This is a genomic window from Streptomyces meridianus (assembly GCF_023703325.1).
Taxonomy (GTDB): domain Bacteria; phylum Actinomycetota; class Actinomycetes; order Streptomycetales; family Streptomycetaceae; genus Streptomyces; species Streptomyces meridianus.
This window is the reverse complement of sequence record NZ_JAMQGM010000019.1, coordinates 45,644-56,209: the sequence shown is the minus strand read 5'-3', so window position 1 is coordinate 56,209 and position 10,566 is coordinate 45,644. Positions and strand designations below refer to the sequence as shown.

The window sequence follows — 10,566 nt, the reverse complement described above, 5'->3', positions numbered from 1 at the left end:
CTCGGTGTGGTCTCGGGGGCAGGTTTTCCCGGGCCCGGCACGGGGGCGTTCACGGGGCGCCCGGCGGAAGGAAGGGAAGCCCGGCCGGCACGCCGTCCTCGATCAGCCGGAGCAGGGCAGCGGTGTCCGCGTGTTCCTCGACCAGATCGCCCAGGGCGTCCAGTTGCCGCTCGCGCAGAGCCGCGAAGTCGGTGCCGGGGGCGGGTATGAAGCGGCGTCCCGCGACCTGTGCGATCCGGCTCAGGAAGGCGCGCCGGAACCCGTCGCTCTCCAGGGAGCCGTGCCAGTGGGTGCCCCACACGGAGCCCGTCCGGCAGCCGTCGAGGAACGGCTCGTCACCGCCCGCGACGTCGGCCACCCCGTGGTGGATCTCGTAGCCGTCGACGTGTTCGCCGAGGGCCCGGCCGGCCGGCCGGGCGAGCGTCTTTCCGGTCGCGAACCGCACCCGCACCGGGAGCAGTCCGAGGCCGGGCACGGTCCCGGCCCGCGACTCGACGTCGTCCTCGATGCGCTCGCCGAGCATCTGGAAGCCGCCGCAGATGCCGAGCACCGGACGTCCTTCGGCCGCGCGGCGCACCACCGCGTCGGCGATCCCGCGTTCGCGCAGCCAGGCCAGGGCCCGTACGGTGCCACGCGTCCCGGGCAGGATCACCAGGTCGGCGTCCGTCAGTTCCTCGGGCCGGTCCACGAAGCGGACGACGACGCCCGGTTCGGCCGCCAGCGCGTCCACGTCGGTGAAGTTCGACATCAGCGGAACCGCGGCCACCGCGACCCGCAGGAGGTCCTCGCCGTGCGGCGGGGCGACCGCCGACTCCCGGACGGCGCCGCGCAGCGACACCCGCAGCCCGTCCTCCTCGTCGATGCCGAGGCCGTTGCGGTACGGCAGCACGCCGTAGGTCCGACGGCCGGTCAGTCCCCGCAGCGTCTCCAGCCCCGGCTCCAGCAGTGAGACGTCGCCGCGGAACTTGTTGACCAGGTAGCCGGCCACGAGCGCCTGGTCCTCGCGGGAGAGCAGGGCGGTGGTGCCGAAGAAGGACGCGAACACGCCGCCGCGGTCGATGTCGCCGACGACCACGACCGGCAGCCGCGCCGCCCCGGCCAGGCCCATGTTGACGATGTCGGTGCGCCGCAGGTTGATCTCCGCCGGACTGCCCGCCCCCTCGCAGATGACGGCGTCGTAGGTGTCGCGCAGCTCGTCCAGGCACTGCACGACCGTGCGGAGCAGCTCCTCGCGGCCCCCGCCCGGTCCTCCGGTGCGGGGCCCGCGCCCGTCCCCGAAGTATCCGCGGGCGCTGAACTCGCCCACCGGCCTTCCGAGGACCACGACCTGGCTGCTCCGGTCGCTCCCGGGCTTCAGCAGGACCGGGTTCATCAGCGCCGACGGCTCGACCCGGGCGGCCTGCGCCTGCATGGCCTGGGCGCGGCCGATCTCGGCGCCCTCGTGGGTCACGAACGAGTTGAGCGACATGTTCTGGGCCTTGAACGGGGCGACTTTCACCCCCTGCCGCACCAGCCACCGGCAGATCCCCGCGGTGACGACGCTCTTTCCGGCGTCCGACGTGGTGCCTGCGACCAGCAGTCCGCCACTCATGCGTTCCCCCTGTTCCTGCGCGTGCCGAGCCGCGCAATGGCACAGACGGCCAGTGCAAGGCCGCTCACCCGCCGCGAGAGCCGCACCGCGCGTTCGATGTCCCGGATTCCGACCGGTCGGTTGTCCCGGCCGAGTACCGGGCGGTTCTCCACCCGGCCCGTGTAGGCGAGCGTGCCGCCCAGGCGTACCCCGAGCGCCCCGGCGAACGCGGCTTCCACCGGGCCGGCGTTGGGGCTCGGATGCCGGTGTGCGTCGGCGCGCACCGCGCGCAGCGCGCCGCGCGGGTCGGGCCCGCACAGGACGGTGAGAGCGGTGGTCAGCCGGGAGCCGGGCCACCCCGCCACGTCGTCCAGCCGGGCCGATGCCCAGCCGAAGTGCCGGTGGCGGGGCGAGCGGTGACCGACCATCGCGTCGAGCGTGTTGACCGCGCGGAAGAACGCCATGCCGGGCACGCCGGCCAGGGTTCCCCAGACCAGAGCGCCGACGACCGCGTCGGAGGTGTTCTCGGCGACGGACTCCACCACGGCGCGGGCGATCTGCTGCACGTCGAGGGCGTACGGGTCGCGCCCGCACAGATGCGGCAGACCGCGCCGGGCGGCTTCGAGGTCGTCCGCCGCCAGAGCGTCGCCGACGGCCCGCGCCTCACGGCCCAGCGACGTTCCGCCCAGGACGGCCCAGGTGGTGGCGGCGGTCAGCGCGGTCGCCGCTGCGGGGGCACGGCGCAGCGGGTGGGAGAGGCCGGCCGCCGCGGCGAGCACCCCGCCGGCACAGACGAAGGTGAACAGGGCGCCCCGGCCGCGGTGGTCGCGCCACAGCCGGCGCTCGACGGCGGCCGCGGCCCGTCCGAAGGCGGCCACGGGATGTCCGCGCCGCGGATCGCCCACGAGAAGATCGCAGACGAACCCGAGGGCGGTGCCGTACACGTGGGACTTGTGCTCGGCACGCATCGGATCAGCGCGCCGTGCAGCCTCGGTGAAGTGTCGGATGCAGCGGGGGTGTTCGGCGGCAGCCGGGCATGGGACTCGTCCTCACTCAGGGTCCGCGCCCTGGTTCGACTCGACCGGCGGTGAGAGTCTCCTGGCTCCCGGATCCGCGCATCCCCAGGCCTTCCAGCCCGCGTGGTGCGGGCCGTGACTCCTGGTTGGGGAGCGCTCCCCGGTGACAGTGGCGGGACCGCGCCGGATTCGCACCGGCTTCCTCCCTTGCCGCCGTTTGGCTTCGGCAGTCCACCACGGCCGCGATCGCCCGTCAACCTGCCCTTGACCTGCGGCGGAAAGTGTGTGGGGGCACACAACGAGCCGCCGGGCGGGAAACGCTGGGGAGCGTTCCCGCCCGGCGGCCCAGGGCTGCGGAGTTCCCCCGGGGGCTCATCACCCGTCCGGGGGACGGAGGTTCAGCCGGCGGTGATCAGGTACAGGCCGTACCCGACGGCCGCGGTGCACACCGCGAAGGCGGCGTAGCCGGCGAAGCGGGCCGCGGCGGCCGTGGAGCCGGCCGTCGTGACGGTGGCGGTGCCGTTCCCCTGGACGGCGGTGCGACGGGACGTGCCGACGATGCCGACGGTGAACAGGCCCACGAGTCCCACCGTCGCCAGGAGGCACACGCCGAAGGTCTGGCCGATGGCTGCCCAGTCGATGTTCATGAGAATGCTGTCCTTAGGTCAGGAGGATCAGAGGGAGGCGCGTGCGGAGGTGGGCCGGGTGGCGGAGTCGTCGTCCGCCGGCTCCTGCCCGTTGCGGGCCGGGGGCGGGGAAACGCTCTGGACGGCGTCGGTGACGACGCCCGCGGGCTCGTCCCCGAGGTCGTTGACGTTGGTGTGGTCCACCGGCTTGCGGCGCGAGGCCACCCAGATGGCCGCGCAGGAGACGATCGCGATGGTGGCGACGGCCGGGACGCCCCAGCTGCCCTGGCCGGCGAGGACTGCGGCGGCCGCGCCGACCGCGCCGGCCGCCGGCAGGGTCAGACCCCAGGCCGCGAACATCCGGGTCGCGGTGGACCAGCGGACCACGCCGCCCTTGCGGCCGAGGCCTGCGCCCATGACGGCGCCGGAGCACACCTGGGTGGTGGACAGGGCGAAGCCCAGCTGCGACGAGGCCAGGATGGTGACCGCGGCGCCGGTCTGCGCGGCGAAGCCCTGCGGGGGCTGGATGTCGGTCAGGCCCTTGCCCATGGTGCGGATGATCCGCCAGCCGCCCAGGTACGTGCCGAGCGCGATGGCGATGCCGGCCGAGGCGATGACCCACAGCGGCGGGTCGGCGTCGGGGGCCAGCACGCCACCGGTGATCAGGGCGAGGGTCATCACACCCATGGTCTTCTGGGCGTCGTTGGTGCCGTGCGCGAGGGAGACCAGGCCGGCCGAGGCGATCTGGCCGGCGCGGTAGCCCTTGGCGGTGGCGTCCGGCTCGGCGTTGCGCGCGGCACGGTAGGTCAGCCGGGTCGCGAGTACGGTGGCGATGCCTGCGACGACCGGTGCGGCGACAGCCGGCAGCAGGATCTTGACGATCACCTCGTCGACGTGGACGGCGCCGATGCCGGCCGAGGCGACGGCCGCGCCGATCAGACCGCCCATCAGGGCGTGCGAGGAGCTCGAGGGAAGACCGGCGAGCCAGGTCAGCAGGTTCCAGAGAATGGCACCCACCAGTCCTGCGAAGATCACTTCCGGCTGGATGCCGGACTCGTCGACGATGCCCTTGGAGATGGTCGCGGCGACCTCGACGGAGATGAAGGCACCGACGAGGTTGAGGACGGCCGACATCGCCACCGCCGTCTTGGGCTTCAGTGCGCCGGTCGAGATGGTGGTGGCCATGGCGTTGGCCGTGTCGTGGAAACCGTTCGTGAAGTCGAACACCAAGGCCGTGATGATCACGATCCCGATGAGAAGCGTGACGTGTTCCATTCACCCAGGCAATCGTTGAGTTGGTCAGTGGCACGGTGAACGTAGGGACGCAGGGTGAACGGAAGGTGAACTGGAGCGGGCTTTGCGGTGCTGCATCCCGGGGGGTCCGTGCAGTCCTCCGAATAATCAGGACATATTATCTATTAATGGTCAGGTTTCCTGAGGTGATCGGCGCGTGTCAGCATCAGGTTCGGAGGTGAGCCGGATGACGGAGAGCCAGTCACGGACCGCAGCCTGGCAGGAGCTGGTGGTGACGGCGCGGCGAACGACGGCCGAGGGGCTGGTGGTCGGCACGTCCGGCAACGTCTCCGTACGCGTCGGCGACACGGTGCTGGTCACCCCGACCGGCGTCCCCTACGACCGGCTCGGCCCGCAGGACATGGTCGGGGTCGACCTCGACGGCCGGCAGACGATCGGCCGGCTCGACCCCACGAGCGAACTGCCCATGCACCTCGCGGTCCACCGCAGCACCGGAGCCCGCGCGGTCGTCCACACCCACGCCGTCCACGCCACCGCCGTGTCCACGCTCGTCGACGAGCTGCCGCCCGTCCACTACATGACGGCCGCCCTCGGCGGGCCCGTCCGCGTCGCCCGCTACGCCCTCTACGGCAGCGACGAGCTGGCCGCGAACATGCTGCGCGCCCTGGAGGGGCGCAGCGCGTGCCTGCTGAGGAACCACGGCACCCTCGCCCACGGCGCCACCCTCGCCCAGGCCTACGACCGGACCGCCCAGCTCGAGTGGATGTGCCGGGTGTGGCTCGCCGCCTCGTCCGTGCCCGGGCTCGCGCCCACCCTGCTGTCCGACGGCCAGCTGCGCGAGGCAGGCGCGAAGCTGAGCGGCTACGGGCAGCGCAGCCCCGGTCCCGGAACCCCGCCGGTCACCCTCCCGCCCGCATCCGCTGGCCCCTCCACCGCCACCCCACCACACTGAGGGGGATGCGCCAGCGAACAGCGGCCGCTGCGGCCGCCGCCACTGTGTTCGGTGCCGGGTCGGTCGCAGTGGCGGCCGGACGGTACGCCTGTGACGCGGCCCTGAAGTCATCCCGGGCCCGTCCGTTCCCGGGCGACGCACCCCTCACGGTGCACTCCACCGCACCCGGCCGGGTCACGCTCACCCGCAGCCTCGCGTCCCTGCGACCCGGCCGCTACGGACTGACCGGCCGCGACTGCCACGCCGTCGTCGGCTCGCCCGTGGACACCGCCGAGCACTCCGCCGACACCGTCGTGCGCCGGCTCGAACGGGTCACCCAGGGCACCCTCGAGACCGGGGCGCGGATGTGGCTGACCCCCCAGGTCCACATCGGCGATCCCGGATCGGTGCACGGGCTCGACCACGCCGACGTCGACATCCCCGGGGAGCTGGGCCGCCTGCCCGCCTGGTTCGTCCCGGGAACCCGCGACACCTGGGTGATCACGGCGCACGGCTGGGGAACCACCCGCGAACACCCCATGGTCCTCATGCCGTTCTACGACGACCTCCAACTGCCCCAGCTCGACGTGAGTCACCGCGGTGACCTCGGAGCGCCCCGCACCCAGGACGGCCTGAGCCACCTGGGCGAGACGGAGTGGCGCGACCTGGACGCGGCGATGCGCTACGCCGTGCGTTACGGCGCCCAGCGCCTCGTCCTGCACGGCTGGTCCACCGGCGCCACCATGGCGCTGCACGCCGTGGTTCACTCGCCGCTGCGTCACCTCGTCTGCGGACTCGTCCTGGATTCGCCGGTCCTCGACTGGCGGGCCACCGTGCGCGCCCTCGCCGCAGCGGCCGGTATCCCCGCCGTGCTGGTCCCGCTGGCCCTCCGGGCGGTCCAGGGACGCACCGGTCTGCACACCGACCATCTCGCGGAAGCCTGTGATCCGCGGCTGCTGAACGTGCCCACCCTGGTCTTCCACGGCGCGGACGATGCCGTCGCCCCGTGGGCCGCGAGCCGCACGCTCGCGGCCCGCCGTGAGGGCCGGGTGGTCCTGCACGAGGTCGACGGCGCACCTCACGCGGCGATGTGGAACGCCGGACCGGCCCGCTACGAGGAAATCCTCAGACGTTTCCTCACCCCCCTGCTGTGAACCGTCCGCCCTGCGGAGCCCACCGGGCACCCCCTTACCCACCCCCGGATTGGGCTTTCCGGCGCCCACCCGGGACACTGCTGGCGTGACGTCCCGTACTCCGCGCGACTCCCGGCTCCGCCTCGTGCCCCGACGACCGATCGCCGCCGCCCGACGGGTGGTGACGGCCCGTCGGGCCCGTCCGGCTCCCCGGCCGCCGGCCGGCACACCGGCGCGGTCCGAACTGGCCCGGCAGGCACGGGTTTCGCTGGCCGGGGCCGTCCGCATCGCCCGCTGGGTGCAGAGCGAACGCGGCGGGAGCTCGCCGCTGGTGACCGGGCCCGCGGGAGCCCTCACCGACGACGCCGTCCGCCGGGCCGCCGCCCAGCTCGGCCTGCCCCCGGCGCAGGTCCGCGCCGACTGGGACCGCGCCCGCCTCGCCGGTCTCGTCGAACTGCACGGCGACACGGCGCGCCCCGGATGGCGCCTTCGCGCCTGGGACCGGGACGACAACGCGGCACTCCGCGGCTGGGTGGCCCTGTTCGACGCCTGGTCGCTGGCGCTGCCCGCCCCGACGGCGTTCGCCCCGACCGCGGTGGCCGAAGTGGTCGAGGCAGTGCCCCAACTGCTCTCCCTGCTCCAGCTGTCGGCCGGCCCCGTGACGGTACCGGCGCTGATGGACCTGCTCGCCCAGCGGGTCGCCGAGCTGCGTACCGAGCGCTGCGAGGTCCCCTACGGCTCGGCCGGAGCCCCGAACGGCGAGTCCCCGGCGCCCGCGTCCGGCCCGCCGCCGTCCGACCTGCTCGACTGGGCCCTCGAGGGGCTGGCCGGCGCCGGGGCCCTGACCCTCCACGACGAGCAGGCGACGCTGACGGCCCTCGGCAACTGGGCGGTGTGGGTCAAGCTCGAGCAGATCTGCGTCGCTGCCCAGAGCCCGGCGGGGAACATCGAGCGGTCCGCGGAGGACATGCTCCGCGGGTGCGCGCGCCTGACCCCGGGCCCGGCGCGGGCCGAGTACCGGGCCTGGCTCGCCGCCCGGCCGTCGGCCGCGGCCGTCACCGAACTCCTCGGCGCCGCCCGCGGCGACGACGCGCTGCTGCGGGGGCTCGCCTTCGAGGCGCTCCGCGTGGTCGGGGCCCCCGCCGAATCCGCGGTCCGGGCCGCGGCGGAGGAACCCGGGCTGCGCCCCTACGCCCTGCTGTGGCTCGCGGAGCAGGACGGCGGGGATCCCGAGGACCCGGACGTGCTCTCCCGCGAGGAGGCCACCTGGCTCTGGGTGGACACCGCGGCGGCGATCGCCGACCACGGCGAGGCGTCGCTGCTGGTCCGCCATCTGGATGCCGCGGTGCAGGGCACGGTGCCCCTCCTGCTGAAGGAGGTGCGGAAGGTCGCGCACCCCCGCACGGTCCAGGTGCTCGTCGCCCTCGCGGCTGCCCACCCGGACCCGGCGCTCGCCAAGGCCGTGCGCCGGGCGGCCTTCCAGGTGCACACCGGAGACGCCGAGACGGGTACGGACGGCCGGTGACGGCCGGCCATCGCTCAGCGGGGCGTCCCGGGCATGTGCGTCCCGAAGCTCCACACGTTCCCCTCGGCGTCGCCTGCCACGACATCGCGTGCTCCACCGCCCTGTGGTGACCGGCGCCGGGCTCGTCCACCACGACGTACACCCCGGACGGGCCGTCACCTCGCACGGCCTGCGCGCAAGCACCTGTCCGGCCCCCTCGTCCCGAGCATGACCACGCCGGTGCCGTGGGCGAGTTCGGCGTGCACCACCACGTCGCGGTCGGCATGGACGTCGACCCCGGTGAAACCGGAGGTATCCGTCGGGCGGACGGCGGCCTTCGCGTGCGCGTACAACAGCGTGGGGCGGACGGCCGGGCCTGCCTCGTTCTGCTGACCATCACGTCCCGCTCCCCTCGGACACCGGGCCCGCAGGGTGATCCACCTCACCATCTCCCGGCCGGGTGCGACCCGCGCCGGAGGCCGGCGACACAGCGCCGCCGTGACCCGCGCCACGCCGGGCCCGGACCGCCGCGACCCGCCGTTAGACTGACCCGCATGGCAATCCTCCTCGTGCATTAGACGGCGTCGGCCGCTCGAAACGCCCGACGTCCATCCCGCTATGCCCTGGAGAGTCCTTCCGTGATCACCGCCACCGGCCTCGAGCTGCGCGCCGGCGCCCGCGTCCTCATCGAATCCGCCTCGTTCCGCATCGCCAAGGGTGACCGGATCGGCCTGGTCGGTCGCAACGGGGCCGGCAAGACCACCCTCACCAAGTGCCTCGCCGGGGAGGGTGTCCCCGCCGCCGGCACCATCACCCGGTCCGGAGAGGTCGGTTACCTCCCGCAGGACCCGCGCACCGGCGACCTCGACACCCTCGCCCGCGACCGCATCCTCGGCGCACGTGAACTCGACACCGTGCTGCGGAAGATGCGCGAGAACGAGCACCGGATGTCCACCGGCCAGGGCGCCACGCGCGAGCGGGCCATGAAGAAGTACGAGCGGCTCGAGACCGAGTTCCTGACCAAGGGCGGTTACGCGGCCGAGGCGGAGGCTGCGACCATCGCCGCCAGCCTCGGCCTGCCCGACCGGGTGCTCGCCCAGCCGCTGCACACCCTCTCCGGCGGCCAGCGGCGCCGGGTCGAACTCGCCAGGATCCTGTTCTCCGACTCCGACACCCTCCTGCTGGACGAGCCGACCAACCACCTCGACGCCGACTCCATCGTCTGGCTGCGCGACTTCCTCAAGACCTATCGCGGCGGATTCGTGGTCATCTCCCACGACGTCGAACTCGTCGAGACGGTCGTCAACAAGGTCTTCTACCTGGACGCCAACCGGGCCCAGATCGACATCTACAACATGGGCTGGAAGCTCTACCAGGCCCAGCGCGAGGCCGACGAGAAGCGCCGCAAGCGTGAGCGGGCCAATGCCGAGAAGAAGGCCGCCACGCTCAACAGCCAGGCCGACAAGATGCGTGCCAAGGCGACCAAGACCGTCGCCGCCCAGAACATGGCCCGGCGCGCCGAGAAACTGCTCGCCGGCCTGGACGAGGTGCGCCGGTCCGACAAGGTCGCCAAGCTGCGCTTTCCCGAGCCCGCGCCCTGCGGCAAGACGCCTCTCACCGCGGAGGGCCTGTCGAAGTCGTACGGCTCCCTGGAGATCTTCACCGACGTCGACCTGGCCGTCGACAAGGGTTCCCGGGTCGTGATCCTCGGCCTCAACGGCGCCGGCAAGACCACCCTGCTGCGCCTGCTCGCGGGCGTCGAGAAACCCGACTCCGGAGCCGTGACACCCGGGCACGGGCTGAAACTCGGGTACTACGCCCAGGAGCACGAGACGCTCGACCCCGACCGCACCGTCCTGGAGAACATGCGCTCGGCCGCCCCCGACCTCGATCTGGTCGAGATCCGCAAGACCCTCGGATCCTTCCTGTTCTCGGGCGACGACGTGGACAAGCCGGCCGGTGTGCTCTCCGGCGGGGAGAAGACCAGGCTGGCACTCGCCACCCTGGTGGTCTCCTCCGCGAACGTGCTGCTGCTGGACGAGCCGACCAACAACCTCGACCCGGCCAGCCGCGAGGAGATCCTCGGCGCGCTGCGCACCTACGCGGGCGCTGTCGTCCTCGTGACACACGACGAGGGCGCGGTGGACGCGCTCCAGCCCGAGCGCATCATCCTGCTGCCGGACGGCGTCGAGGACCTGTGGGGCCAGGGCTACGCGGACCTCGTCGCCCTCGCCTGACGACGCGCGCGGCTCCCGGAGCGATCCCTGTCATGGATCATTCGGCGGACGCTTGATCCTTCATATGGGTGAGTCCGTGTCGTACTCCGGCGCGCCCCCTGTCGCCGCGGGCAGCGCTTGCTTCGGTACCCGCCGAATCCGGCCGTCGGCCCCGGTCCCCGCCTCTGACCTGGCTCTTCGGTGTCCACTGCGCACAGTAACGGCGACCGGCGGACACGGAGCGTGCCCGTCCGCATCCGTCGTCCCCCGCCGGGGACGGAAAGGTTGTCCCACGGAACTTGCCGAATGGGTGGCC

General features: G+C 73.2%; 8 protein-coding genes and 1 riboswitch. Of the genes, 4 read left to right on the top strand and 4 right to left on the bottom strand.

What is annotated here, in order from left to right:
* Positions 1-49: 49 nt before the first annotated feature.
* From M1E25_RS09200 to M1E25_RS09185, 4 genes are all read right to left on the bottom strand, one after another.
* Positions 50-1,591, bottom strand: a complete 1,542-nt coding sequence (locus M1E25_RS09200) for a cobyric acid synthase (protein WP_251412449.1) — start codon at positions 1,589-1,591, stop codon at positions 50-52.
* Complete coding sequence (locus tag M1E25_RS09195; RefSeq protein WP_251412445.1) at positions 1,588-2,538, bottom strand: cobalamin biosynthesis protein; 951 nt, start codon at positions 2,536-2,538, stop codon at positions 1,588-1,590. The genes M1E25_RS09200 and M1E25_RS09195 overlap by 4 nt, the downstream gene beginning before the upstream one ends.
* Positions 2,539-2,642: 104 nt before the next feature.
* A riboswitch (cobalamin riboswitch) is annotated at positions 2,643-2,837 on the bottom strand.
* A gap of 147 nt (positions 2,838-2,984) precedes the next feature.
* Positions 2,985-3,233: a hypothetical protein gene (locus M1E25_RS09190; RefSeq protein ID WP_251412442.1), complete on the bottom strand. Its 249-nt coding sequence runs from the start codon at positions 3,231-3,233 to the stop codon at positions 2,985-2,987.
* 27 nt (positions 3,234-3,260) lie between these two features.
* Positions 3,261-4,487 carry an inorganic phosphate transporter gene (locus M1E25_RS09185; protein WP_251412439.1) on the bottom strand — a complete coding sequence of 409 codons (1,227 nt, stop codon included), beginning with the start codon at positions 4,485-4,487 and terminating at the stop codon, positions 3,261-3,263.
* 205 nt (positions 4,488-4,692) lie between these two features.
* On the opposite strand from M1E25_RS09185, the gene M1E25_RS09180 reads away from it, so the two are divergent.
* The 4 genes from M1E25_RS09180 to abc-f all read left to right on the top strand — a co-directional run bounded on the left by M1E25_RS09180 (position 4,693) and on the right by abc-f (position 10,271).
* Entirely contained in the window at positions 4,693-5,418 is a 726-nt protein-coding gene (locus M1E25_RS09180) for a class II aldolase/adducin family protein (RefSeq protein ID WP_251412436.1), read from the top strand.
* 5 nt (positions 5,419-5,423) lie between these two features.
* Positions 5,424-6,551, top strand: a complete 1,128-nt coding sequence (locus M1E25_RS09175) for an alpha/beta hydrolase family protein (protein WP_251412435.1) — start codon at positions 5,424-5,426, stop codon at positions 6,549-6,551.
* A gap of 85 nt (positions 6,552-6,636) precedes the next feature.
* Positions 6,637-8,055 (top strand): hypothetical protein, encoded by a 1,419-nt coding sequence (locus tag M1E25_RS09170; protein WP_251412434.1) that lies wholly within the window; start codon positions 6,637-6,639, stop codon positions 8,053-8,055.
* A gap of 617 nt (positions 8,056-8,672) precedes the next feature.
* Positions 8,673-10,271 carry a ribosomal protection-like ABC-F family protein gene (abc-f, locus tag M1E25_RS09160; protein WP_251412433.1) on the top strand — a complete coding sequence of 533 codons (1,599 nt, stop codon included), beginning with the start codon at positions 8,673-8,675 and terminating at the stop codon, positions 10,269-10,271.
* The last annotated feature ends 295 nt before the right edge of the window (positions 10,272-10,566 follow it).

What these genes read in the sequence shown, in the direction of transcription:
- M1E25_RS09185 (WP_251412439.1), bottom strand. Translation starts at nt 4,487, where the DNA reads ATGGAACACGTCACGCTTCTCATCGGGATCGTGATCATCACGGCCTTG.
- M1E25_RS09180 (WP_251412436.1), top strand. Translation starts at nt 4,693, where the DNA reads ATGACGGAGAGCCAGTCACGGACCGCAGCCTGGCAGGAGCTGGTGGTG.
- M1E25_RS09175 (WP_251412435.1), top strand. Translation starts at nt 5,424, where the DNA reads ATGCGCCAGCGAACAGCGGCCGCTGCGGCCGCCGCCACTGTGTTCGGT.
- M1E25_RS09190 (WP_251412442.1), bottom strand. Translation starts at nt 3,233, where the DNA reads ATGAACATCGACTGGGCAGCCATCGGCCAGACCTTCGGCGTGTGCCTC.
- M1E25_RS09200 (WP_251412449.1), bottom strand. Translation starts at nt 1,591, where the DNA reads ATGAGTGGCGGACTGCTGGTCGCAGGCACCACGTCGGACGCCGGAAAG.
- M1E25_RS09195 (WP_251412445.1), bottom strand. Translation starts at nt 2,538, where the DNA reads ATGCGTGCCGAGCACAAGTCCCACGTGTACGGCACCGCCCTCGGGTTC.